Source organism: Streptomyces sp. NBC_00096, assembly GCF_045041305.1.
Classification (GTDB): Bacteria; Actinomycetota; Actinomycetes; order Streptomycetales; family Streptomycetaceae; genus Streptomyces.
In genome coordinates this window covers 1,842,485-1,865,967 of the sequence record NZ_CP108221.1, presented here as the reverse complement: position 1 = coordinate 1,865,967, position 23,483 = coordinate 1,842,485, and the positions used below count along the sequence as shown (strand labels likewise).

The following is a 23,483-nucleotide window of genomic DNA, read 5'->3' as shown; positions in this document are numbered from 1 at the left end:
CCTACGCTGCCCGCGGATGCCAACCGGACCCGGCATCCGAGGAACCCGAGAAACGGACTCCCCAATGCGTCTTCGCACCACCGCCGCCGCACTCGTCGGCGCCCTCGCGCTCGTCCTGCCGACCGGCGGGCTGTCGTACGCCAACGGCCACGACGACGACCGCGAGCACCTCGGCACGCTGCACTACCGGTACACCAACGAGGACGGCGCCCGTCGCGACGGGAAGATCCGCCCGGCGGACAACGACACCTGCTACCGGCTGGGCCGCCGCGCCTCCGAGGTGGACAACCAGACGAAGTCCCTCGCGGTGGTCTACAGCAACCGCAGCTGCGGCGGGGTGCCGGAGGCGGAGGTGGAGCCGGGCGACCAGCTTTGGGACACGGCGGTGCGCTCCGTCTACTTCAAGCCGGTCGACGACGACCGCCACGAGGGCCGCCACGACGGCCGTCACGAGGAGGGCCGCCACGACGGCCGCCACGACGACGACCGCCGTGACGACGACCGCCGTGACGACGACCGCCGCGACGACGACCGCCGCGACCAGTGGCGCGACGACGAGGACCGCAGCCACGGCGACCGCGTCACCATGGCCCCGCCCGAGGCCCCGGTCGAGCGGACGTCGGACATCCTCGACCACGTCTTCCGTTCCATCGGCTGACCCGAAGCCCGAAGGGTCCGGCATCCCTGGGGGTGCCGGGCCCTTCGCTTGCCGTGTGCCGTGTGCCGTGTGCCGTGTGCCGCGCGTCAGCCGGTGGCGGTGGCTGTGGCGGTGGCGGGCCGGTCCGCTCCGTCCGCCAGCCAGTGCACCACGTCGGCCGCCGTGTACGGCTCGGCGTCGGGGGCGAGCCGCGGCAGGAACGAGAGGTCCTTGCCGATCGTCACCAGCGGGGGCTCGACCCGGCCGTGCGGCCGCCGCTGCGCCAGTCCGATCGTGGCCAGCAGGCCGTTGCACAGGCAGTGGCGGCCCTTGGTGTCGGAGGCCTCGCCGCCCTTGCGGACGTAGGCGGCCACCGGCTCGGCCGCGCACCGGTAGACCAGCCCGCGGGGGCCCCGTACGGGAGTGCGCAGGAACCCGAGGTCGCAGACCCGGCGCCGGTCCCCGGCCACCTCCGGCTCGGAGACGGTCCCGGGCAGGTCCGCGACCTTGAAGGGGAACGCCGTCGGCGAGGCCTCGGGGTCGTTGCGGACCGAGAGGGTGCCGGTGTGGGCCCGGTCCAGCAGCTCCTCGCGCAGGTGGCGGGCCATCCCGGACTCCTCGCACAGCGCGAAGGCACTCCCGATCTGGACTCCGGCCGCCCCCTCGGCGAGGGCTCCGGCCACCGCCTCGGGGCTCGCCTGGCCGCCGGCGAGCCAGAACGGCAGCCCCAGCGCCGCCATTTTGGCGAGATCCGGGTTGTCGCGCGGGCCGTAGACCGGCTCGCCCGCCCCGTCGAGCTTCATCGGCCCGCGCGGCGGCGCACTGTGTCCGCCGGCCTGGCTGGTCTCGATCACGAAGCCGTCGGGGCGGGTGATCTCGTCCCGGGCCAGGTAGGCGGCCAGCACCGGGAGCGAGACGATGGCCAGCACGTGGGGGCGGCGCAGCGGGCCGGGCAGGTGCCCGGCGAGCAGGGCCCGCGGGTCGAAGAGGTGCTCCAGGGGCTCCTCGTCGCCCTCCACGCGGATCTTGCTCACACAGCGTTCGTAGCGCGCCAGCCGCGAGGCGAGGGCAGGGATCTGACCGGGGACTCCCGCGCCCACGAGCACGTAGTCGACGCCTGCCAGGACCGCGCCGAACATCGCGGGGGCGGTGGCGAGCTGGATCTTCTCCAAGTAGTTGATGCCGATGACACCTTCATGTCCCTCCTTGGCGAGCCAGACCTCGACGAAGTTACCGAGGACGGTGAGGATCTCGGCCTGCGACCCGCCGGTGGCCCGCAGCCGCGGGGTCGTGCGCATCGGCACGCCTTCCGCCAGGCCGTCCTCGCGGAAGTAGAGGTCCAGGGCGCCCTGCGCGAGCTCCGGGAGCGGGAAGGCGGCCAGGGCCCGGCGGGCGTGGCTACCGGGGTCGCCGGTCTGCAGCACGCGGGCCAGTACGACGTCCAGTGCCGTCCCGGAGACCACGCCCAGCTGGCCCTCGCGGGCGACGGCCGACGCCAGCCGCCAGCCGGAGACGCCGACGCCCATGCCGCCCTGGATCAGCCAGGGGTGCTGTGCGGCGGGGGCGGTCGTGGGGGTCTGCGGCATGGGTCACGTCCTCGGGATCACCCGAACCTACGGTTCCGTAGGTTCGCTGATTTCCACTATGACCCCGGTGCGGACCGCCGGACGGCGCCGAAGGTCCCGGCCCGCAGGGGCACTGGACCCTGCCTGGCGGGGGCGAACGGGACCCGCGGGCGGGACCCGCGGGCGGAACCCGGGAACGGAACCCGGGAATGGAACAGGGCCGCCCGGGGAGGTCTGCTCCCGGGCGGCCCCGTGATCTGGCGGTTCAGCTCTCGCTCACACCTGCTCCCTCGTGGGGATCAGAAGGTGAGCTTCCAGCTGTCGATCTTGCCGGTGTCCAGGCTGGCCAGGTCGGCGACCCGCAGCTTCCAGGTTCCGGCCGCGACCTCGGAGGAGGCGTTGACCGTGAACTGCTGGACGATGTTGTCCGCGCTGCCGCCGGTGCGGTTGCGCAGGTTGTAGACGGTGCCGTCGGGGGCGACGAGGTCGACCTTCAGGTCACCGACGTAGGTGTGGAGGATGTTGACGTCCACCTTGAGGGTGCTCGGGGCGTTGCCCGTGCGGTTCACGGTGATCGGGGACTCCACCGTGGAGTTGTCCGCGATCGCGTAGTCGGTCGTGTTCTCGAAGACCGTCTGCTGCGAGGTGCCGACCGTCCAGACGAGGGCGGCCGTACCGGTCTGGTTCGCCGAGTCCGTCACCGTGATCGTGGTGTTGTACGTACCGGCGGTGGAAGCGGTACCGGAGATCAGACCGGTCGAGGAGTTGATAGACAGCCCGGTCGGCAGACCCGTGGCCGCGTAGCTCAGGGCACCGGCGTTGGTGCTGGTGGCCTGGACCTGGAGGCTGACGGCGCTGCCCGTGGTGGTGCTCTGGTTACCGGGGTTGGTGACCGAGACACCGGCGACGATCCGGGGACCGACGTTGATGCCGGCCCAGGCGTTGGCCACGTTGTTGTACGTGGTCGAGCCCACTCCGTACAGGTCGCCGGCGGCCTTCAGCGTCTGGACGCGGGCGTCCGCGTAGTTGGTGTTCGACTTGAAGTAGCCGACCGTCAGCGCACGGAACCAGATCTTCGCGGCGGCGTCGCGGCCGATCGCGGTGACCGGGAGGTTGTCCGAGGTGGGCGAGTTGTAGCTGACGCCGTTGATGACCTTGGCGCCGGAGCCCTCGGACATCAGGTAGAAGACGTGGTTGGCCGGGCCCGAGGAGTAGTGGACGTCGATGGAGCCGATGCCCGAGTACCACGCGTCCTTGGAGCCGCCGTCCTTGCTCGGCTTGTCCATGTAGCGCAGCGGCGTGCCGTCGCCGTTGATGTTGATCTTCTCGCCGACGAGGTAGTCACCGACGTCGGTCGGGTTGTTGGCGTTGAACTCGACGGCCGACGCCATGATGTCGGAGGTCGCCTCGTTCAGGCCGCCGGGCTCGCCCGAGTAGGTCATGTTGCCGGTGACCGAGGTCAGACCGTGGGTCATCTCGTGCGCGGCCACGTCGATGGACGTCAGCGGGTGCGTGTTGCTGGTGCCGTCGCCGTACGTCATGCAGAAGCAGGAGTCGTCCCAGAACGCGTTGACGTACGCGTTGCCGTAGTGGACCCGGCTGTACGGGGCCACGCCGTCGTTGCGCAGGCCGTTGCGGCCGTGCACGTTCTTGTAGTAGTCCCACGTCAGCGCGGCACCGTAGTGCGCGTCGGCAGCGGCGGTGGCCCGGTTGGAGGCGGCGCCGGTGCCCCAGGTGTCGCTGGTGGCGGAGAACAGCGTGCCGGTGCCGGAGCCCGTGCCGCCGTTCAGGTCGTAGGTCTTGTGGGAACCGCGGCCGGCGTCGGTCAGCGTGAAGTTGCTGCCCGACTGCGAGGTGCCCAGGGTGACCTGACCGCTGTACATCGTGTTGCCGATGCCGGTCTCGATGGCCTGCCACTCGGTGATCTTCTCGCCGGTCTTGGCGTTGGTGACCACGTGCAGCGCGCTCGGGGTGCCGTCGTGCTGGAGCCCGCCGACGACGGTCTCGAAGGCGAGGACCGGGGCGCCGGTGGCGGCCCAGATCACCTTGCGGGCGCCCTTGTCGGCCTTGGCGTCCTTGGCGCCCGCCGAGTTGGCGGAGGAGATCGCCGCGCCCTCGGCCGAGGCCGGGGTGACGGTGGCGTTGGTGTCCGCGACCTTGATGTCCGCGTTGGTGGCCTTGGTGACGCTCTTGGTGACGCCGTCCTTGGCGTGGACGGTCAGGTCACCGCCGAGCACCGGTATGCCGTTGTAGGTCCGCTCGTACGTGGTGTGCGTGGTGCCGTCCGCGTCCTTGACCACGTCGCGGACGATCAGCTTCTCCGAGCCGGCGAGGCCGAGGGCCTTGGCCGCCTGCACAGTGGTGGAGTTTGCCTCGGCCAGGAGCGTCGCACGCTCCGAAGCGCTGAGTGCGCGGTTGGCCGCGCCCGGGTTGGCCTGGACGACCGAGCCGGCCTGCGACGCGGTGGCGTCGGCACTGGCGGTTCCGGTCTGGATGCCTACGGCGAGGAGAGCGGCCGCGGCAACAAGCGCGCCGGCCGTGGTGGCACGCCGCTGGGGGGTGGGACTCAACGCAGACTCCTTCTGCAAGGGGGGTTCCGGATGGCTGGGTGGGCCTCCGGGCAGATCGGGCTGGTGCGATGAACGGTCGAAGAGTGCCACTTGAGCGCTGTGATGTCAGGGCCGCGTCAAAAGGTTGGCTGGAAACAGTTCGTTGTCCGAAGAGACGTATCCGGTATCCGGAACATTCACTTTGGTGCGGGAAAGAAGCGATCAATATCCGGAATGCGGCATTCCGACCGCTAACGCTTGGGCAACAAAATGTCCGGTTCGGAGTTTCGGCATTTACCGTACGGGCGTTTGTCGTACTGTTTCCCGGTGCGCCTGTTGTTCGCTGCCAGGGGAAGCCGCGGACCAGCGCCACTGTCAGAGACCACGTGCCAGGGGGGCCCTATGAGGCATGTCCATATACCTGTGCAAAGAGTGGCCAGAGGGGCGCTCGGGTCGGCGATGCCGGTCCGGGGGCTCGGCGACAAGGCCCGCTGGTACCTTCCCGCTGCGCTAGCCGCGGACTTCGTCGGTGCCGGCGTACCCGTCGGGCTGGTCTTCGAGGCTGCGCAGCAGGCCAGACCCGTCTACTGCGCGCTCGGCGCCGCCCTGTCCTGGACGGGGGTGCAGCTGCTGCGGCGGCGGTACGCGGTCCGTGCGCTGGGTGAATCCCGGGGAGTCCTGCCGGTCCTACACGACTGGCTGATTCTGATCGGCGTACTCGCCGTGGCCCGCGTGGTCACGGGTGAGAACACCCCCCGGCTGTCCGCGCTCGGAGCCCTGCTGCCCGCTCTGCTCGTCACCATCGCCTGCCACAAGCTGACCTACCGCCACCTCTCCGCCGCCCGGCGCGAGGCGCAGGCGGTCAGCCGGGTGCTGGTCATCGGAGAACCCGCGGCCGCCGAGTCGGTCATCGGGCACCTGGCCGCGCGCACGGACCATCCGTACGTCGTCGTCGGCGTGGTCCCGGTCGGTCCCGGCGGGCCGGACAGCGGCGTGCCCGTGGCCGCGCGGCTCGGCTCCCAGATGGCTCCGGCCCCGAACGGGGACACCGCCGCCGTGCTCGGCGCCGTCGCCGCCCAGCGGGCCGACCTGGTGCTCGTCGCCCCGGGGGCCCGGCTCGCGGGGGAGCGGCTTCGGCGGATCTCCTGGGCCCTGCACGACGCCGGGCTGGAACTGGCGGTCTTCCCCGGTCTGGTGGAGGTCTCCGTCAAGCGCCTGGAGACGCTGAGCGCGGGCGGCCTGGCCGTACTGCGGGTGGCGCCGCCGGTGAGCCGGGGCATGCAGACGGTGCTGAAGTCGGTCCTGGACCGGGTGGCCGCGGCGATCGGGCTCGTCCTGCTGTCGCCGGCCTTCCTCGGGACGGTCCTGGCGATCCGCCTGGGCTCGCGCGGCCCGGCCTTCTACCGGCAGCGGCGCATAGGCCGCGACGGGGTGCCGTTCGTCATGTGGAAGTTCCGCACGATGGTCGTGGACGCCGACGCGCGCAAGGCCGAGCTGTCCGGGGCCAACGAGAACGACGGCCTGATGTTCAAGATGCGCCGCGATCCCCGGGTGACCCGGGTGGGCCGGCTGCTGCGCCGCACGTCCATGGACGAGCTGCCGCAGCTGATCAATGTGATGACCGGTGACATGTCACTGGTTGGCCCGCGCCCGCCGCTGCCGGAGGAGGTGGCCCAGTACGACGAGACCGAACTGCGCCGGCTCACGGTGCGGCCGGGGATGACCGGGCTGTGGCAGATCAGCGGGCGGTCCGACCTGTCCTGGGACGAAACGATCCAGCTCGACCTGCAGTACGTGGACAACTGGTCCTTCACCAGTGATGTCGACGTGATGGGCCGCACGCTCCGCGCCGTGGTCGACGGTCGCGGAGCGTACTGAGGCACCGAGGCGCCCCGAGTTGAGATCAGCCCTGCCCGCGGACCTGCTCGCGATTCTGCTCCAGCCACCACGCGTACGTGGCGGCGATGCCGTCGCGCAGCGGGACCGCGGGCTTCCAGCCGAGCGCGCGCAGCCGGGTCACGTCCAGCAGCTTGCGGGGCGTGCCGTCGGGCTTGGACGTGTCCCACGCGAGCCGGCCGCGGAAGCCGGTCACCTCGGCGACGGTTTCGGCGAGGGCCCTGATGGTCAGGTCCTCGCCGCAGCCGATGTTGACCGGCTCGGCGCCGTCGTACTCGCGCAGCAGGAGGGCGCAGGCGGCCGCCAGGTCGTCCACGTGCAGGAACTCCCGGCGGGGCGTTCCCGAACCCCACAGGGTGACCTCCTCGCGCCCCTCGGCCGTGGCCTCGTGGAAGCGGCGGACGAGGGCGGGCAGGACGTGCGAGGACTCGAGGTCGAAGTTGTCGCCCGGGCCGTAGAGGTTCGTGGGCATGGCGGAGATGTACGAGGCCCCGTACTGCTTGCGGTACGACTGGACCTGGACGATGCCGGCGATCTTCGCCAGGGCGTACGCCTCGTTGGTGGGCTCCAGCGGGCCGGTCAGCAGGGAGTCCTCGCTGATGGGCTGCGGGGCCAGCTTGGGATAGATGCAGGAGGACCCCAGGAACAGCAGCCGGCCGACGTCGGCGGCGTGCGCGCCGGCGATGACGCTCAGCTGGATCTTGAGGTTGTCCTCCAGGAACTCCACCGGGAACGTGCTGTTGGCCATGATCCCGCCGACCTTGGCGGCAGCCAGGACGACGGCGTCGGGCCGGACGTCGCGCAGGTACGCGGCGGTCGCGGCGGCATCGCGCAGATCGAGGTCGGCACGGCCCCGGGTGAGCACCTCGTATCCGTCGGCGGTGAGCCGGCGGACGACCGCGGACCCCACGAGACCGCGGTGGCCGGCGACGAAGACGCGGGCGTTCGGAGGCAGGAACGGCGAACTTGTCATACCGCCGATGATGCCAGTCCGGCGAGAGTGGGTTCACGCAGGAGTCACGGCTCCCGCCGCCGCTCCGGCCGCAAGGCCGCCCCAGGGCCGCCACCGGGCGGCCAGCACGACCGGCGGCAGCGGCCGCCGCATCCCCACCGCGGATGTGGCGGTACCCGTTCCGGATGAGCCCCGTGTACGGTACCCATCCAGTCCTCTCGGGGTGGGGACACCTGCTGTGCCGGCCGCTCAGTGGCAGGGCCGCAGCCCCAGTACAACAAGACCGCAACGATCCCCAGGGGGACCCAATGGGCAAGACCGCGCTGATCACCGGCGTCACCGGGCAGGACGGCTCGTACCTCGCCGAACTTCTGCTCTCCAAGGGCTACACGGTGCACGGGCTCGTGCGGCGGTCCTCCAGCTTCAACACGGAGCGGATCGACCACGTCTACCAGGACCCGCAGACGGCGAATCGTTCCTTCGTCCTGCACCACGCCGACCTCTCGGACGGCGTCGCCCTGGTGAACCTGCTCCGTGACATACGCCCCGACGAGGTCTACAACCTCGGCGCCCAGTCGCACGTCCGCGTCTCCTTCGACGCCCCGCTGTACACCGGCGACGTGACCGGCCTCGGCGCGCTGCGCCTGCTGGAGGCGATCCGGGCCAGCGGCGTGGACACCCGCATCTACCAGGCCTCGTCCTCCGAGATGTTCGGGGCGACCCCGCCCCCGCAGAACGAGGCCACCCCGTTCCACCCGCGCAGCCCGTACGGCGCCGCGAAGGTCTTCGCGTACTGGACGACGGTGAACTACCGCGAGGCGTACGGAATGTTCGCCGTCAACGGGATCCTCTTCAACCACGAGTCCCCGCGCCGCGGCGAGACCTTCGTGACCCGCAAGATCACCCGCGCGGTCGCCCGGATCAAGGCGGGCCTCCAGGACAGGCTCTACCTCGGAAACCTCGACGCCGTCCGCGACTGGGGCTACGCCCCGGAGTACGTGGACGCCATGTGGCGGATGCTCCAGCAGGACGAGCCGACCGACTACGTCGTGGCCACCGGCGTCGCCGCCACCGTCCGCGAGTTCGTCGAGGCCTCCTTCGCCCACGCCGGTCTCGACTGGAACGAGCACGTGCGCTACGACCCCAAGTACGAGCGCCCCAGCGAGGTCGACGCGCTGATCGGCGACGCCTCGAAGGCGCATGACCTGCTCGGCTGGAAGCCGACGGTCCTGGTCGCCGAATTGGCCCGGATCATGGTCGACGCAGACATCCGGCAGGTCGAGGACCAGCTGGCGGGCGTGAGCGTCCGCATCGACCGCTGAGGCCTTATATTTCGCCTACGATTTGCCGTGTCCCGGTCATTCCTGCAGCTATTGGCGGGTGTGGCCGGGCTAAACCTGCCATATGTCCGTACTGCACCCTCCGTGCCGGACCCGTTCATTCCAAGTTGGTATGCAATGAGTCAAGCGTGGTGACCGGGCCCCCGCTAGAGCCCTAGTCTGCGCCAGTACATATGGCTGTTCGGATTGTTCCAGCCATTCAAACCGGGCAATTGCCCTGGGGGGCTCATGCGTAGATCCAGAGGGCTGACTGCTGCCCTCGTCCTGTCACTGGCCGGTGCCGGCACCGCCGCCGGCCTGGTGCTGATACCCGAGGCGTCTGCCATCACGCAGCCGGTCGCCTTCACCGCCGACAACCTGCCGACGTGGCAGCCGAACGGCATCGTGTGGGCGATGGACCAGGCCAACGGCACGGTCTTCGCGGGCGGCACCTTCTCCGCCGTCCGCCCGCCCGACGGCGCGGCCGGTGCCGAGCAGGAAGCCGTGAACTTCGTCGCGCTCGACGCGGCGACGGGTGCCCCGAGCTCCTGCAAGCTCTCCTTCACCGTCGGCGACGGCAGCGCGACCGTGCGCGCCCTCACCGTCTCGAAGGACAAGAAGACCCTGTACGCGGCCGGCTACTTCGGTGCCGTCAACGGCACCCCGGTCTCCAGCGTCGCCGCCATCGACATCGAATCCTGCACCCCCAAGGCCTCGTTCCACCCGAACTTCCCGGCCACCGTACGGGCGCTCGCGGTCACCGGCGACACCCTGTACGCCGCCGGAGACTTCAGCACCGTCGAGGGCCAGACCCGCGAGCGGTTCGCCGCGGTCGACGCCGGCTCCGGTGCGCTCAAGCCCTTCGTCGCCAACGTGGACGAGCCCGGCCGCGCCGTCGCGCTCAGCAACGACGGCAAGAACGTCCTGCTGGGCGGTGACTTCTTCACGGTCAACGGCTCCAACAGCCACGCGCTGGCCGTCGTGAACGCCACCACCGGCGCCGTCGTCAAGACGTACGGCAACATCCCGTCGAACTCGGTCGTCAAGACCATCGCGGCCGACCCCACGGGCTACTACACCGGCAACGAGGGCTCCGGCGGCGGCGTCTTCGACGGCCGCATCGGTCTCGCCACCGACTTCAACGAGAAGTGGCGCGACCGCTGCCTGGGCGCCACCCAGGCCGTGCTGCCGTACGACGGAGTCCTCTACAGCTCCTCGCACGCGCACAACTGCGAGCTGGAGGGCCAGTTCCCCGACGGCAAGCGCAACTTCTTCAACGCGCAGCTGACCGACTGGCCGGGCGCCGCTCCCGCGCCCGTCGACGGGTTCGTGCGCAGCCCCGCGAAGCTCGGCTGGCACCCCGACGCCAACGACGGCCTGGGCGAGGGCATCGGCCCGCGCGTGATGGCCATCGCGGAGAAGAGCAGCGTCAAGTACATGTGGGTCGGCGGTGAGTTCACCCTCATCAACGGCAAGGCCCAGCAGGGTCTGACCCGCTTCGCCTCCACCGGCGACGTCGGCGCCCCGACCACCCCGGTCTCCAGTGTCGACAGCGTCAAGCCCGGCGAGGTCCAGGTCCGCTGGCGCACCAGCTACGACCAGGACGACAGCAAGCTGACCTACCGCATCTACCGCAACGGTTCCGCGACCCCGATCGCCACCGTCAGCGCGGAGTCCCTGTCCTGGGTGCGCCAGCAGGCCTCCTGGACGGACGCGACGGCCAAGGCCGGCCAGTCCTACAGCTACCGGGTGAGCGCGACCGACGCGGCGGGCAACACCAGCGCCCTGTCGGCCAGCACCTCGGTGTCGGTCCCGAACTCGGTCCTCTCGTACCCCAACCAGGTCCGTGAGGACGGCGCCAACCTGTACTGGCGCTACGACGACACGGTCAGCCCGTACGTCGCCGACTCCTCGGTCGCCGGCAACACCAGCGGCATCCAGTTCAACGCCCCGGCGCTGCGCCAGACCCCGGGCGCGGTCAGCGGTGCCAGCACGGCCATGGGCTTCAACGGCACCACCAACCAGGTGTACGGCGACCACCGCCAGACGGTGGGCAGCAGCTACACCATCGAGACGTGGTTCAAGACGAACACCACGCGCGGCGGCAAGCTGGTCGGCTTCGGCAGCAACCAGGACCGCAACAGCGGTGTGTACGACAAGCAGCTGTACATGACCAACAACGGCCGGATCTTCTTCGGGGTCAACCCGGGCTCGACGAAGACCGTCTCCACCGGCCTGTTCGACACGTACAACGACAACAAGTGGCACCACGTGGTCGCCACCCAGGGTCCCGCCGGCATGGCGCTGTACCTGGACGGCCAGAACAAGGGCACCCTCAACGTCACCGGTTCCCAGCAGTACGAGGGTTTCTGGCACGTCGGCGGTGACAACCTCGCCGGCTGGCCGAGCAGGCCCACGTCCAACTACTGGGCCGGCCAGATGGACGAGACGGCCATCTACCCGAAGGTGCTGACCGAGGCCCAGGTGAAGAACCACTTCAACCTGGCCAAGGCCCCCACCGACACGGTCTCCAAGGTCAGCGCGACCGAGGACACCTACATCAACCAGGGTGCCCCGAGCACCGCCAACGGCACGGCCACCTCGCTCGCCGTGCGCGGGACCGCGGCCTACGAGACGTACCTGCGCTTCGACATCCCGGCCGCCCCGGCCGGCCAGGTGCTGAAGTCCGCCTCGCTGCAGGTCAAGACCTCGACGGCGGCGGGTGCCGGCACGGCCGACACCGTTTCCGTGGTCCCGGTCACCGGCAGCTGGAGCGGTGCGGGCACGACCTTCAAGACCAAGCCCACGCTCGGCACCACTCCGCTCGGCTCCTTCGCGGGAGTCCCGGACGGATCGGCGATCCAGAGCACGCCGCTGGACACCGCCGCGGTCTCCGCGGTGCTGGGCAGCAGCTACAGCCTGGCCCTGACGAGCACGGGCACCGACCCGCTGTGGATCTGGTCCTCGGAGTCGACGGCCGCGGACGCCGTGCCGCAGCTGATCCTCACCTTCGGCGCGAAGTAACCGCTTGAGGGAGTGCGGGGCCCGGCCGCCCGTGCGGCCGGGCCCCGCACGCCCATCTCATACGTACGGGAGCCACCTCATGTACCGACGCTCCGCGGCGGCCGCTGCCCTGCTGACCGCTGCCCTGACGCTGACCGCCTGCAGTTCGGGCGGGGACGGCAAGGCCGACTCCTCGGCCGCGAAGCCCAAGCCGCCGGCCGCGTCCTCGGTCGCCGATCCGGCGGACGCCCCGGCGACGCCCCCGGTGGACGCGAAGCCGACGGGGCCCGTCCTGCCGGACGCGAAGCTCACCCCGAAGACGGGCAGCTTCACCCCCACGGAGAAGAAGTACCTGAGCGGCCGGGTTCCGGAGAAGATGGACCCCGCGGCCGTCCTCCAGGGCGGCCAGGAGGCCTGCCAGCGGGTGCAGCGCACCGCGAAGCACGACAAGGACGCGGCGGCGGGCTCCATCGTGGCCGGGGAGATCCCGGGCGTGAAGGACGCGATCAACTACCTCTGCCCGGACCAGAAGCCCGTCCTCGCGGTCGCCGAGAAGGGTTTCCCGGACGGTACGAAGGAGTCCCCGGCGCCGGGCACCTACCGCGCGGTGACCCAGGGCACCGCGTGCACCTGGGAGGCCAAGGGCAAGGACGGCTCCTCCCTCGCCTCGGGCATGGGAACCGTCGCGAAGGCCGGGGACAAGGTCACCGCCACCATCCCCGCGGGCACCGCCCAGTTCGTCTCGACGGGCTGCTACGCCTGGATCCCCGCTTCCTGAGGCACCCCTCGCACCACACGCACCACACGCCCCCGCCCGCCCGGACCCCCGGGCGGGCGGGGGCGTTTCCGTCCCCGGATCGGGGGCATCCGCGCTTCCACACGACGGGGTTGCACCCCGTCCACGACTGCGAAGGCGGATTCCATGAGGGGCATCGGCGGTTGCATAGGCCTGATCGTGGTGGGGGCGATCCTCACCTTCGCGAGCGACTGGCAGCTGCGCAGCGTGAACCTGGACCTGGTCGGCGTGATCATGATGGTGGCCGGAGTCATCGGCCTCGCCGTCTACGCGAGCGTGGCCAAACGCCGCCGCACGGCGGTCCTCCCGGTGGCCGAGTCACCCCGCCGCGGCCTCTGACGGGACAACGGCCGAAGCCCCGGCCCCGCCCTGCCGGGGCCTGTCACGGAAGTGGTGGTCGGGGCCTGGGCGGTACGGGACACTCCTGTCATGGACGGGAGTCATCGACTGCTGCGGCAGACGAACCGCTGGGCGCGTTTCGCCGGTGTCAGTGTGCGGGTGGTCCCGGCGGCGGGTGCCGGCATCGTGGTCCGTGTCCGTGCGGACGTGTTCGGCCGGCATCACCCGGCAGTCGTCGATGACGCGGGCACCGAAGCGGAAGCACGGGACGGGGTCCGGTACGCGCTGGGGGAACTGCCCGCCGGCTCCGGAGGCTGGCTGGTGGAGATCACCGAGATCGCCGTCGCTCCCGCGGACACCGGTCCGGGCGATGTGAAGTTCGCCGCCGCCCACGCCGTCTGGCAAGCGCTGGGGCACTTGCCGTCCCGTCCGCCGTTCACGGGTGAGGACGGGAACCCGGTGTTTCCCGCGGAACCTCAGCGGGAGGCGCCCGCGTAGACGTCCAGCAGGGCGTCCAGGACCGCGTCCATCGAGAAGGACGAGGCGGCCAGTTCGCGGGCCGCCTTCGAGGCCGTGGCGTTGGCCGACGGGTCCAGGAGGGCCAGGACCGCCGCGGCCACGCCCGCCGGGCCCGGGTCGACGGCCGCGCCCGCTCCCGCCGCGGCGATGTCGCGGGCCAGGCCGTTGGAGTGGGTCACCACCGACGGGACGCCCACCGACAGGGCCTCCAGGACCGACATCGGGAACGGCTCGTCCACCGAGGGGAGCACGTAGACGTGGGCCCGGCGCAGCTCCGTCAGGACCTCGGCGCTCGACAGGGCGCCCGGGACCGTGAAGCGGGCGGAGAGGCCGAGGGCGGTGATGCGGGCGCGGACCGCGGCGAGCTCGCCCTCGTCCGGGCCGGCCACCACGAACTCCGCGTCCGGGTGCGCCGCCAGGACGGCCGGCGCCGCGTCCACGAAGTCCACCGGGCGCTTACGGGCCTGCAGGCGGGCCGAGTACAGGATCCGGGGAGGTCCGGCGAGGGCCGGGCGCTCCTCCTGGGCCGGGGTGCCGTTCACCAGGCGGACCGACCGGGGCAGGGGGCCGCCGACGACCGCGTCGAGGCCCTCCCGCTCGTGCGGGGTCAGGTACAGCACCGCGTCGGCGCCGCGCAGCAGCCGGCGTACCGCCACCGCGTCCAGCACCTTGGCCAGCAGCTTCCCGCTCGGGTCGACCATCCCGTGGGTCTGCAGGACCAGCGGTTTGCCGGCCCGCAGCGCCGCCAGGGCGACGGGCAGCGTGACCAGGTCGCGCGCCAGGTGGACGTGGACCACGTCCGCGCCCCGCACCAGGCGGCCCGCCGAGGCCAGCAGGGCCGGCGAGGTCATCCCGCTGAAGCCGAGCGGCAGCAGGCGCCGGGCCGGGAACAGCCGGGCCGGTACCCCCTCCACCGCGTCGGGCCACGGGTCGAAGCCCTCGCCGAGCGCCAGCAGGCTCGCCTCGTGGCCGCGCGCCCGCAGCCCCTTGGCCAGGTTCAGCGCGACCCGGACCGGCCCGCCGAAGGCGTGCGTGGGCGAGTGCAGGGTGACGGCGTGCAGGACTCTCACTTGGGCTCCTCGACGGGCCGGCGGCGCCCGTCCTGGGTCTGCAGGGTCAGCGCGGGAAGGTCCTTGTGGACCACGGACCCGGCGCCCGCCACCGCGCACCGGCCGACCGTCACGCCCGCCAGCACGGTGGCCCGTACCGCGACCCAGGCGCCATCTTCGACGACGATCGGGGCGTTGCGGTAGCGGAAGTCTGCGGCCCGGTGGTCGTGCGAGCCGGTGCACAGCAGCGCCTCCTGCGAGACGCAGGCGTGCGCGCCGATCGTCACCGGCTCCAGGTTCAGCACCCAGGCGCCCTCGCCGATCCACGCGTGGTCCCCCACGGTCAGCTTCCAGGGCCACAGCACCCGCACCTTGTGCCGGATCAGCACGCCCTCGCCGATCTGCGCCCCGAAGGCGCGCAGCAGCGAGACCCGGAGCCGGGCCGGACAGAACCAGCTCATGAAGAGCGTGTTCATCACGGTGAACCAGAGCGCCTGCGTCAGCCGCCCGCGCCCCTTCTCGTATCCGGCCAGCGTGAAGGCAGGAAGATCACGCACAGCTACCCCTAGTCCACAGCCCCGTAATCCGGATTAGGTGCCTCCCCGGGCACCGACCGCTCAGACTAGACTGCGCCGGAATCAGGCACACCGGGTGGGGGCAAGCGTGGCAGCAGACATACGCGAGAGCGCCGTCCGGGCCGCCCCGCCGAACCCCGAGGACGAGAAGAGCTGGGGGCGGGTCACCACCCCGCGGACGCTGCTCTCCCGGGCGCTCTCGGTCCCGCTGGCCCTCGGATTCACCGTCTTCCTGCCCCTCTTCGTCGCCGTCCAGTCCGGGGCCGGCCAGCGAGACGCGGCCTTCTGGCTCCAGCTCCTGCTCACCATGTACGCGGGTGCCCGGCTGTCCGCGATGGTGCTGACCAGCCGCCGCAAGCTGCTCCAGGGCTCCTTCTGGCTCTTCGTCTACATGGCCATGGGCGTGGCACCCCTCGCCCAGGCCGTCCTCGGCCAGGTCCCGACCCCCGTCGTCGGCCCGCGCACCGACCTCACCGCCGCCATCGGCCTGGTGCTGCTCGGCTGCGCCCTCTTCGACGTGGGCGTCCTGCTCGCCCGGCACCGGCCGACGGGCCGCGCGGGCGGTTCGCAGAAGGAGCCGCGGCCGGTCATGGCGCACCGGAGGCGGCTCCAGCTGCTGACCGTCCTGGCGTTCCTGGGCAGCGCGGCCCTGATCATGAAGCTCGGCGGCCCGGCGGTCTTCTTCTCCAGCCGCCAGGAGATCATCGCCGGCATCGAGGAGGCGGGAGTCTCCCAGGACGGCCAGGCGGGCCAGGCCCTGCTGCGCGGCTTCGGCACGGTCCCGGCGCTGCTCGCCCTGCTGCTGTACACGCGCTGGCTGATCACCTCGAAGTTCGCCCGCCGCAAGGTGTCGATCATCGTCACCTGGTCCGCGCTCGTGGTCCTCAACCTGATCGTCAACAACCCGATCTCGAACCCGCGCTACTGGTTCCTCACGGTCATGTTCTCGCTGCTCTTCACGGTCTTCCCGGTGAGCGCCGCGATGTACCGGGTGGCGCTGTCGATGGCCGTGGTGATCGCCCTGCTGGTCTTCCCGTTCGCGGACCGCTTCCGGTACGACGAGAAGAACTACAAGCCGGTCGAGACGACCTCGTTCCTGGAGCCGATGGCGCTCAAGGACTACGACCAGATCGGCATGTTCGCGAACACGATCACCTTCTCGAACTCCGGCCCGGGCCATTTCTACGGCCGCCAGCTCGCGGGATCCGTCTTCTTCGCGGTGCCGCGCACGATGTGGCCCGGCAAGCCGCGCGACACCGGCGTGATGGTCGGCCAGTGGATGGGCACGGTCAACACCAACCTCTCCTCCCCGATCTGGGCGGAGCTGTGGATCGACTTCGGGCCGCTGGGCATGGGCGCGGGGCTGCTGGGCATGGGGTACGCCGCCGCCCGCGTCGACCGCCGCTACGCCAAGCGCGCCACCCGCCGCTCGCCCCCGGGCAGTCTGATCTCCACGGTGGTCCCGCTGGTCGCCGGCTACTCCTTCATCCTGCTGCGCGGCCCGCTGCTCCAGGCCTCGGGGCGCATCGCCATCGCCGGGATCTGCCTCGCGCTCGTGGCCACGTACCGGCAGGACGAGGGCACCACCCTGCGGTAGGTGCGGCCATCTGTGGGTGCAGCGGTTCAACTTCTGCACCGGATACACCACGCCGCTAGAGTGGTGCCATGACCGAGACCGTGGGGCGCCGTGAGCGCAAGAAGGCCCAGACCCGCAAGGCCCTGGCCGATGCCGCGCTGCGCCTCTTCCAGGAGCGCGGGTACGACAAGGTCGGCGTCCGTGACGTGGCGGAGGCGGCCGACGTCTCCGTGACCACGCTGTTCAAGCACTTCCCGAGCAAGGAGGCGCTGGTCTTCGACGAGGACGAGGACATCGAGGCCGCGCTCGTCTCCGCGGTACGGGACCGCGCGCCCGGGCAGTCCGTCCTGCACTCCCTGCGCGAGCACCTGGTGGTGACCCGGGCGGCCCGGCGGATCGACGACCCGGCGGTGATCGCGCACCTCACCCTGGTCCGGGAGACGCCGGAACTGCTGGAGTACTGGGACCGGATGTGGCGGCGCCACGAGTTCGCGCTCGCCGCCGCCATCGCGGAGGAGGCCGGCGCCCCCGCGGGCGACCTCAGGTCCGCCGCGCTGGCCCGCTTCGTGATGGACACCACGAGCCTGATCCGCGGCCAGGCGGACCAGCAGCAGGCCATGCGGGAGCTGTTCGCCCTGATCGAAACGGGCTTCGGGGACACCCCGTCCTGACCGCGCGGGCCTGACCGAGCAGGCCTGACCGAGCAGGCCTTGCCGGGCCGGCCCCGCGATCAGGCCACCCGGACCGGTTCCCCGGCCTCGGCCACCGGTTCGGCGACCTTCAGCCGGGCCACCCGCAGCCAGCCCGCGGCCGCCTTCGCGGCGGAGCCGAGGGCCAGCCCCCAGGCGGCGCCGGCCGCGCCCCACAGGGCGTACCCGGCCAGCAGCAGGGCGACCGAGAGCAGCGAGAAGACGATCTGGAGCGAGAGGGTGGCCTTCGGGTTCAGCACCCGCAGGGTCAGCAGCGCGCAGGTACCGAGCCCCATGACCGCGTACTGGGCGCCCGAGGCGGGCAGCAGCGCGGCCGCCGCCGTCCAGGTGTCGCCGAGCAGCTCCCGGCCGAGCCGGTCGGGCAGGGCGTACAGCACGGCCCCCCACGCGGCGCCGGTCAGCGCGAGCCCGCCGCCCATCAGGGCGGTCAGCCGGACCACGCCCCGCTTGCCGGAGGCCCGGCCGACGATCGGCGGGCCGAAGGAGTTCGCGGAGTTGAAGAGCACGTTCAGCGGCCCGAAGAGGGTGGTGGCACCGCGCAGCGCACCGACGGCCAGCGGGGTCGCGAAGACGCCGAGGCCCAGTACGGCGAGCTGGCTGGAGCCGTTGCCCACGGCGAACTCGACCACGAACCGCTGCCCCAGGTGCCCGCGCCGCAGGTACGGCCGCACGTCCCGGAGCAGCTCGCCCGCGCTCGCCCCGCGCACCCACGGCCACAGCAGCCACAGGCCCAGCGCGAGCGCGGGCAGCGCCGAGACCCCCCACACCAGCACCAGCCGGCCCGCCGGGGCGCCTTCGGGCTGGAGCAGCAGCGCGGACACCACGCACGCGAGGCGCAGCGCGTCGGCGGCCAGCGCCCGCCCGGGCACCCGCAGGGCGGAGAAGCAGTAGCGCAGCCCGTCCTGGAGCAGCACCAGGGGCAGGACGAGTCCCAGCGCGAGGAACGCCCACCCGGTGGCCCCGGGCAGCAGCAGCCCCACGAGGACCAGGACGGCCCCGGCCGCGGCGGAGGCCGCCGCGGTGAAGGCGAGGCCCGCGCGGCACACCGCGCCGAGCCCCTCGCCCTTCTCCAGCACCGTGGTCTGGCCGACGTAGGCCATGTTCAGGCCGAGCAGCACCGTGAAGGTGACGTAGACCATCGAGAAGTCGGCGAAGCCGGCCGCCGAGGACAGCCGGGCGGCCAGCACCAGCACCAGGATGTTCGTGGCGCTGGACGCGGCCTGGTCGAGTACCGAGGCGACCGCCGCGAGGCCGCGCCTGCTCACCGCCGGCCCGTGCGGACCGTGCGCAGGGCGACCGTGTCGGTCCCGTCACCCGGGATGTGCTGCGAGGCGTCGGCGGCCGCCACCTCGTAGGGGATCGGCTGCGGCTCCCGCGAGCGGGGCGAGGGCCCCGGACTCGGGGCCGGCCTGGGCTCGGGGCCGGCGGTCGTGCCGTCCTTGCCCCGGCCGCGCTTCTTCTCGCCGGGCAGCGGGGCGTGCAGCACCGCGCCGAGCACCGTGCCGCCGGCGCCGCTGATCAGCTCGCGGATGCGGGAGAGGTCGGTACGGCGCACCGCACCGGGGTCACAGACCACCAGGACCCCGTCGACGCGGTCCACGAGGGCGAGGGCGTCGGCGTACGAGAGCACGGGCGGGGCGAGCACCACGACGGTGGAGTTGGGGGAGTCGGCCTCGGAGACCAGCCGGGTGGCGCGCGAGGAGGTCAGCGCGCGGGGCACGTTGCGCACCCGCTCGCCCGGGATCAGGTCGAAGGAGCCCGACTCCCCGGCGTCCACGACGAGCTGGCGCCCGTCGGGCCACTCGGTGTCCCCGACCTGCGCTCCGCCCTGGCTCTGGCTCCAGCGCGGCCGGCCGGCCGAGTCGGTCGGCAGCTGGCTGGCCAGTACCGGGGTGCGCAGGTCGGCCTCGATGAGCAGCACGTCCTTGCCGGTCTCGGCGAAGGAGGCGGCCAGGTTCACCGCCACGGCCGCGGCGATCTCGCTGCTGCCGCGCGGGGCGACCACCAGGAGCCGGCGCCGGTCGGCGAAGCGGGAGTCGTAGGCGAGCCGGAAGGCCACCGAGCGGTACTCCTCGGCCAGCCGGGGGTCCTCCTCGCCCGCCGCGAGCAGCGGACCGCCGTCGGCCTTGCCCCGGGGCAGGGAGCCCAGCACCGGCGCGCGCAGGGCCCGGGCCACGTCGCCCTCGGAGCGCGGCGCCGGGTCGAAGACGAGCCGTACCCAGGCGCCCAGCAGGCCGAGCGCGAGACCCACGGCCGCGCCGAGCGCGAGCGACATGGGCAGGCCGGGGCCGTCGGCCCCGTGCGGCGGGACGGCGGCGCTGGTGACCCGGCCCGGGGTCATGTCCAGGGCCTGGAGCTTGGCGATGTTGCTGTTGAGGGTGTTGACCTTGCTCTGCTGGTCGGTCTTGGAGGAGTACGCGGCGTCGCGCGCGGGACCGGCCGGCATGCCGTTGATCTGCTTGACGAGCTCTTCGAGCTGCTTGGCCACCGGGTCGCGCTGGTCCTGGTACCCCTTGACCATCTTGTCGCGGGTGACGTCGAGGGCCTCCTGCCGCTTGAGCAGGTACGCCTCGGTCATCGCGTTGGCCCGGCGGGCGGCCTCGGCGGGGGAGCCCGCGGTGTAGGTGAAGCGCAGCACCATCGTCTGGGGCGGGTTGGTCACCTGCAGACCGGCGCGCAGGGCCGAGAAGTCGGACGCGGAGACCCCGAGCTTCTTCGCGGCCTCGTCGGCTATGGAGCTGGAGAGCGCGACCTGGCGCTCCGAGCCGATGTTGATCGCCTTGTCGGGGGCGAGGCTCGGGTTGAAGGGGTCGTCGGTGGGCGCGCGCAGCACGATGTCGGCGGTGGCCACGTAGGTGTCCGCCGTGGAGACGCCGAGGTAGACCCCGCCGAGCAGGCCGATGCCCACGCCCGCGCCGATGAGCCGGCGGTAGCGCAGGAGCTGGCGGAACTGGTCCCGGAGGAGGTCCGGTTCGTCCTCGGCCGGAGCCGCTGCCGGTCGGTTGGTCTCGATCACGGCCGGGGACCCCCAAGTGCTTCGTCCATCAGTGCGTCGATACGGGCCAGGCCCGCCTCACGGCTCAGGTGCGCCGCCACGTGGCGCGGTCCGGCCGCACCGAGCGCGTCCGCGCCCGCGGGGTCCTCGGCGAGGGCCCGTACGGCCTTGAGCAGGGCCTCGGGGTTCTCCGGCGGTACGAGCACCCCCGCGCCCGAACGCTCCACTTCCTGGGCGGTACCGCCCAGCGCCGCCACGGAAGCGACGACGGGACGGCCGGCCTGGAAGTAGGAAGTCAGTTTGGACGGCACGCTCATGTCCATCACGGCGGCGTGCTGCGTGACCGCGAGCACGTCCGCCGCGGCGAGGATATCCGGGAACTCGCCGTCGGCGGCAGGGGGAATGATGTCGAGATTCGGCACATCGGCCGCGAGGTCGGCCAGGGCGGAGCGCTGGCTGCCGTCACCCATCAGGACGAAACGGACGCTCGGATCCAGCCGGGCGGCGCCCACGAGGACCTCCAGGCCCTGCTTGAGCCCCATGTTCCCGGAGTGCAGGACGACCGTCTGGCCGGGGGCCCAGCCGAGGTGGCTGCGGGTGCGGCCGCGCGGCTTGGTGGGCAACGCCACATGGGACCAGTTGGGGACGAGACGGATCCGCCCGGGGTCCACACCCATGGCGACGACCCGGTCCACGAATGTCTCGTGTATCACACCGACGAGGGTGGCGCGCTTGAGGGCGTAGGCCTCCGCGCGCCCGGCGAAGGCGGCCGCCTTGTCGCCGCCGCTGATCCCGCTCTGCGCGGCGGCGGCGCCCATCAGGTCCTGGACCACGGGGACGTAGGGGACCTTCCAGCGCGCCGCGAGGCGGGCGGCCAGCAGGCCGCCGGCCAGGCTCGGCATCTGGGCGAGGACCGCGTCCGGCTTCGGCATCCGGGGCGGGGCCACGGAGCCGTGCAGCAGAATCGATCCTTCAAAAAGCGCCCGCCGTACGGCGGTCTGGCGCGGCGGCACGGTGTGCGCGCGCCGGTGCACGGTGACTCCCGCGCGCTGTTCCGTGCGCCGGAGCGCCCCCTGGTACTCCGGCTCGACGGACCAGGCCGGGTAGTGGGGCATGCCCGCCAGCACGTGGGTCTCGTGACCGAGATCCGCCCAGTGCTCCGCGATCTGGGTGGCGTACGGGCCGATGCCCGTGTGCTCGGGGGCGTAATTCGTAGAAACCAGCAGTAGGCGTCGGTGGCCGGATTTCGACACGGGACGTCCCCCTCTCACCAGGATGATGCGCTCGTCACCCTATTAGTTCACCGGCAAGGTAGGTAACGCGCACGCTATTGTCTGCTAATCCACCACACCAGGGAGTGTGGCTTTGGGGGGTATTACGTGACGGAGCAGGATATGTCCGAATTTGTTGCGCCCGCGCACAGACCGTACCGAATCGGCTACGCACCAGGCGCCTACGATCTGTTCCATATCGGGCACCTCAACATCCTCCGGCACGCCCGGAGTCAGTGCGACTACCTGGTGGCCGGGGTCGTGTCGGACGAAATGGCGGAAATGGCCAAGGGCCGCCGCCCGATGATCCCGCTCGTCGAGCGCCTGGAGATCGTCCGCAGCGTCCGCTATGTGGACGCCGCGTTTGTCGAGACCGTCCCGGACAAGGTGGAAACCTGGAAGCAGGTCCGGTTCGATGTGATTTTCAAGGGTGACGACTGGCGCGGCACCTCCAAGGGGGACCGGCTGGAAAAGGACTTCGCCGTGCACGGCGTGGACGTCGTCTACTTCCCGTACACGGTCCACACGTCCAGCACCCAGCTGCGCCGGGCCCTGGACGTGCTCTCGGAGCCGCTCGCCGTGGAACAGCGGGGCTGAGCCGCCGCACGGGCGCCGCGGTTACCCGCAGCGGCGCCCGCCACCGGGACGGCGCCGGTCGTCTCGGTATGGCGTCGGTCACGTCGGGACGGGGCTGGTCACGTCGGGACGGGGCCGGTTAGGTCGGCACGGAGCCCGGTCATGTCGGTGCGGCGCCAGATCACCTGGGTAGGGCGCCGGTCATGTCGGGACGGGGCTGGTCACGTCGGCACGGCGCCTGGACACGTCAGGACGGCGCCCGATCACCTGGGTACGGCGCTGAGCTCCCGGTACCACTTCGCGAGGAACGCCAGCAGGAACAGCGCGGCGACCGCGCCCATCCCGGCGTACGCCCAGCGGAACACCCCGCCGCCGCCGAGGAGCAGGAACACCAGGCAGAAGACCCCGTAGTCCACCGGCAGCAACGCCACCGCACGGACGGCCGAGGGCGCGGCGACCTGGCTCCCCGGCGCCGGCTTCGGCTTGAGCTTCTCGGTCAGCAGCCCCCCGAAGAAGGTCACGACCGCGGCGAACTGGAAGCCCAGCGGCACCAGCAGCCAGGCCTCCCCGCCCGTCCCGGCCGGGATCCCGTACGCCTCCGGGAAGCGGTAGAAGGCGATCAGCACGCAGGTGTGCAGCGAGGTGAGCTTCGCGCAGTCCACGACGTGGTCCAGCCACTCGCCCGACGCGCTGCCGCCCCCGCGCAGCCGGGCCAGCTGCCCGTCGGCGGAGTCGAAGGCGAAGCCGACGGCCAGCAGGGCCCACACCGTGATCCCCAGCCCCCACGAGGGCGCGGCCAGCGCGACGGCGGCCGCCCCCGCGAAGCTGAGGGCGGCGCTGATCAGCGTCACCTGGTTCGGGGTGAGCCCCAGCGCGTACGACCCGGCGGCCAGGTACCGCCCGACCGGCCGGTTGACGAACCGTGAATAGAGCGACACCCCCTTCGCCGACTTCTGCGCCCCGCGCAGCTCCCGCAGCGCGGTACCGACACTCGCCATCGATGCAACCCCTCGAACATCCGTCATCGGGCATACGCGTGCGTGCGTACGAAGGGCCACATCATCGCAGGGTGGACGAGAGTTCTCCCGCGCTCCAGGTTCCCGTCACCCAAGCTCCCGTCACCCAAGCTCCCGTCACCCAACCTCCCGTCACCCGG

19 protein-coding genes are annotated in these 23,483 nt (G+C 71.7%); 10 read left to right on the top strand and 9 right to left on the bottom strand.

Annotated features, from left to right (window positions below):
- Positions 1-64 precede the first annotated feature (64 nt).
- Positions 65-658, top strand: a complete 594-nt coding sequence (locus OG904_RS07745; protein ID WP_405488694.1) for a hypothetical protein — start codon at positions 65-67, stop codon at positions 656-658.
- Positions 659-744: 86 nt separating this feature from the next.
- On the opposite strand, the gene OG904_RS07740 is transcribed toward OG904_RS07745, so the two are convergent.
- Together OG904_RS07740 and OG904_RS07735 are read right to left on the bottom strand one after the other, a co-directional pair.
- A complete protein-coding gene (locus tag OG904_RS07740) occupies positions 745-2,223 on the bottom strand; it encodes a nitronate monooxygenase (protein WP_405488692.1) in 1,479 nt (492 codons plus the stop codon).
- A 278-nt stretch (positions 2,224-2,501) separates the two neighbouring features.
- On the bottom strand, positions 2,502-4,772 hold the full coding sequence (locus OG904_RS07735; RefSeq protein ID WP_405488690.1) for a M4 family metallopeptidase: 2,271 nt from the start codon (positions 4,770-4,772) through the stop codon (positions 2,502-2,504).
- A gap of 381 nt (positions 4,773-5,153) precedes the next feature.
- Here OG904_RS07735 and OG904_RS07730 point away from each other — a divergent pair, with 381 nt between their 5' ends.
- Positions 5,154-6,629 (top strand): sugar transferase, encoded by a 1,476-nt coding sequence (locus OG904_RS07730; RefSeq protein WP_405488688.1) that lies wholly within the window; start codon positions 5,154-5,156, stop codon positions 6,627-6,629.
- A 25-nt stretch (positions 6,630-6,654) separates the two neighbouring features.
- On the opposite strand, the gene OG904_RS07725 is transcribed toward OG904_RS07730, so the two are convergent.
- Positions 6,655-7,620, bottom strand: coding sequence for a GDP-L-fucose synthase family protein (locus OG904_RS07725; protein ID WP_405488686.1), 966 nt, complete (start codon positions 7,618-7,620; stop codon positions 6,655-6,657).
- A gap of 287 nt (positions 7,621-7,907) precedes the next feature.
- Here OG904_RS07725 and gmd point away from each other — a divergent pair, with 287 nt between their 5' ends.
- The 5 genes from gmd to OG904_RS07700 all read left to right on the top strand — a co-directional run bounded on the left by gmd (position 7,908) and on the right by OG904_RS07700 (position 13,554).
- Positions 7,908-8,921, top strand: a complete 1,014-nt coding sequence (gmd, locus tag OG904_RS07720) for a GDP-mannose 4,6-dehydratase (protein WP_405488684.1) — start codon at positions 7,908-7,910, stop codon at positions 8,919-8,921.
- A gap of 246 nt (positions 8,922-9,167) precedes the next feature.
- A complete protein-coding gene (locus OG904_RS07715) occupies positions 9,168-11,942 on the top strand; it encodes a LamG-like jellyroll fold domain-containing protein (RefSeq protein WP_405488682.1) in 2,775 nt (924 codons plus the stop codon).
- Between the two features lie 79 nt (positions 11,943-12,021).
- Positions 12,022-12,699, top strand: a complete 678-nt coding sequence (locus OG904_RS07710; RefSeq protein ID WP_405488680.1) for a hypothetical protein — start codon at positions 12,022-12,024, stop codon at positions 12,697-12,699.
- Positions 12,700-12,843: 144 nt separating this feature from the next.
- Entirely contained in the window at positions 12,844-13,056 is a 213-nt protein-coding gene (locus OG904_RS07705; RefSeq protein WP_405488678.1) for a hypothetical protein, read from the top strand.
- Positions 13,057-13,146: 90 nt separating this feature from the next.
- A complete protein-coding gene (locus OG904_RS07700; RefSeq protein ID WP_405488676.1) occupies positions 13,147-13,554 on the top strand; it encodes a hypothetical protein in 408 nt (135 codons plus the stop codon).
- Here the strand turns inward: OG904_RS07700 and OG904_RS07695 are convergent.
- Positions 13,533-14,645 carry a glycosyltransferase gene (locus OG904_RS07695; protein ID WP_405488674.1) on the bottom strand — a complete coding sequence of 371 codons (1,113 nt, stop codon included), beginning with the start codon at positions 14,643-14,645 and terminating at the stop codon, positions 13,533-13,535. The two genes, OG904_RS07700 and OG904_RS07695, sit on opposite strands and share 22 nt — an antisense overlap.
- A complete protein-coding gene (locus tag OG904_RS07690; protein WP_405488672.1) occupies positions 14,642-15,181 on the bottom strand; it encodes a WcaF family extracellular polysaccharide biosynthesis acetyltransferase in 540 nt (179 codons plus the stop codon). Before OG904_RS07690 ends, OG904_RS07695 begins: the two co-directional genes overlap by 4 nt.
- 106 nt (positions 15,182-15,287) lie before the next feature.
- Between OG904_RS07690 and OG904_RS07685 the strand changes: the two genes are divergently transcribed.
- Positions 15,288-16,796: a hypothetical protein gene (locus OG904_RS07685; RefSeq protein ID WP_405488670.1), complete on the top strand. Its 1,509-nt coding sequence runs from the start codon at positions 15,288-15,290 to the stop codon at positions 16,794-16,796.
- 68 nt (positions 16,797-16,864) lie between these two features.
- Complete coding sequence (locus OG904_RS07680) at positions 16,865-17,446, top strand: TetR/AcrR family transcriptional regulator (protein ID WP_405488668.1); 582 nt, start codon at positions 16,865-16,867, stop codon at positions 17,444-17,446.
- Between the two features lie 59 nt (positions 17,447-17,505).
- On the opposite strand, the gene OG904_RS07675 is transcribed toward OG904_RS07680, so the two are convergent.
- From OG904_RS07675 to OG904_RS07665, 3 genes are read right to left on the bottom strand one after another with little or no spacing between them, the layout of a single operon-like run.
- On the bottom strand, positions 17,506-18,750 hold the full coding sequence (locus tag OG904_RS07675; protein WP_405488666.1) for a hypothetical protein: 1,245 nt from the start codon (positions 18,748-18,750) through the stop codon (positions 17,506-17,508).
- Positions 18,747-20,501 (bottom strand): lipopolysaccharide biosynthesis protein, encoded by a 1,755-nt coding sequence (locus tag OG904_RS07670; RefSeq protein WP_405488664.1) that lies wholly within the window; start codon positions 20,499-20,501, stop codon positions 18,747-18,749. The genes OG904_RS07675 and OG904_RS07670 overlap by 4 nt, the downstream gene beginning before the upstream one ends.
- A complete protein-coding gene (locus OG904_RS07665; protein ID WP_405497851.1) occupies positions 20,498-21,703 on the bottom strand; it encodes a glycosyltransferase family 4 protein in 1,206 nt (401 codons plus the stop codon). Before OG904_RS07665 ends, OG904_RS07670 begins: the two co-directional genes overlap by 4 nt.
- A gap of 171 nt (positions 21,704-21,874) precedes the next feature.
- Between OG904_RS07665 and OG904_RS07660 the strand changes: the two genes are divergently transcribed.
- Positions 21,875-22,348 carry an adenylyltransferase/cytidyltransferase family protein gene (locus OG904_RS07660; protein ID WP_405488662.1) on the top strand — a complete coding sequence of 158 codons (474 nt, stop codon included), beginning with the start codon at positions 21,875-21,877 and terminating at the stop codon, positions 22,346-22,348.
- A 242-nt stretch (positions 22,349-22,590) separates the two neighbouring features.
- Here OG904_RS07660 and OG904_RS07655 read toward each other — a convergent pair whose 3' ends face one another.
- Entirely contained in the window at positions 22,591-23,325 is a 735-nt protein-coding gene (locus tag OG904_RS07655; RefSeq protein ID WP_405488660.1) for a CDP-alcohol phosphatidyltransferase family protein, read from the bottom strand.
- Between the last annotated feature and the right edge of the window lie 158 nt (positions 23,326-23,483).

Coding starts and splice junctions, on each gene's coding strand:
- OG904_RS07745 (WP_405488694.1), top strand. CDS start 65: ATGCGTCTTCGCACCACCGCCGCCGCACTCGTCGGCGCCCTCGCGCTC.
- OG904_RS07740 (WP_405488692.1), bottom strand. CDS start 2,223: ATGCCGCAGACCCCCACGACCGCCCCCGCCGCACAGCACCCCTGGCTG.
- OG904_RS07730 (WP_405488688.1), top strand. CDS start 5,154: ATGAGGCATGTCCATATACCTGTGCAAAGAGTGGCCAGAGGGGCGCTC.
- OG904_RS07725 (WP_405488686.1), bottom strand. CDS start 7,620: ATGACAAGTTCGCCGTTCCTGCCTCCGAACGCCCGCGTCTTCGTCGCC.
- gmd (WP_405488684.1), top strand. CDS start 7,908: ATGGGCAAGACCGCGCTGATCACCGGCGTCACCGGGCAGGACGGCTCG.
- OG904_RS07715 (WP_405488682.1), top strand. CDS start 9,168: ATGCGTAGATCCAGAGGGCTGACTGCTGCCCTCGTCCTGTCACTGGCC.
- OG904_RS07710 (WP_405488680.1), top strand. CDS start 12,022: ATGTACCGACGCTCCGCGGCGGCCGCTGCCCTGCTGACCGCTGCCCTG.
- OG904_RS07705 (WP_405488678.1), top strand. CDS start 12,844: ATGAGGGGCATCGGCGGTTGCATAGGCCTGATCGTGGTGGGGGCGATC.
- OG904_RS07700 (WP_405488676.1), top strand. CDS start 13,147: ATGGACGGGAGTCATCGACTGCTGCGGCAGACGAACCGCTGGGCGCGT.
- OG904_RS07680 (WP_405488668.1), top strand. CDS start 16,865: ATGACCGAGACCGTGGGGCGCCGTGAGCGCAAGAAGGCCCAGACCCGC.
- OG904_RS07660 (WP_405488662.1), top strand. CDS start 21,875: ATGTCCGAATTTGTTGCGCCCGCGCACAGACCGTACCGAATCGGCTAC.
- OG904_RS07655 (WP_405488660.1), bottom strand. CDS start 23,325: ATGGCGAGTGTCGGTACCGCGCTGCGGGAGCTGCGCGGGGCGCAGAAG.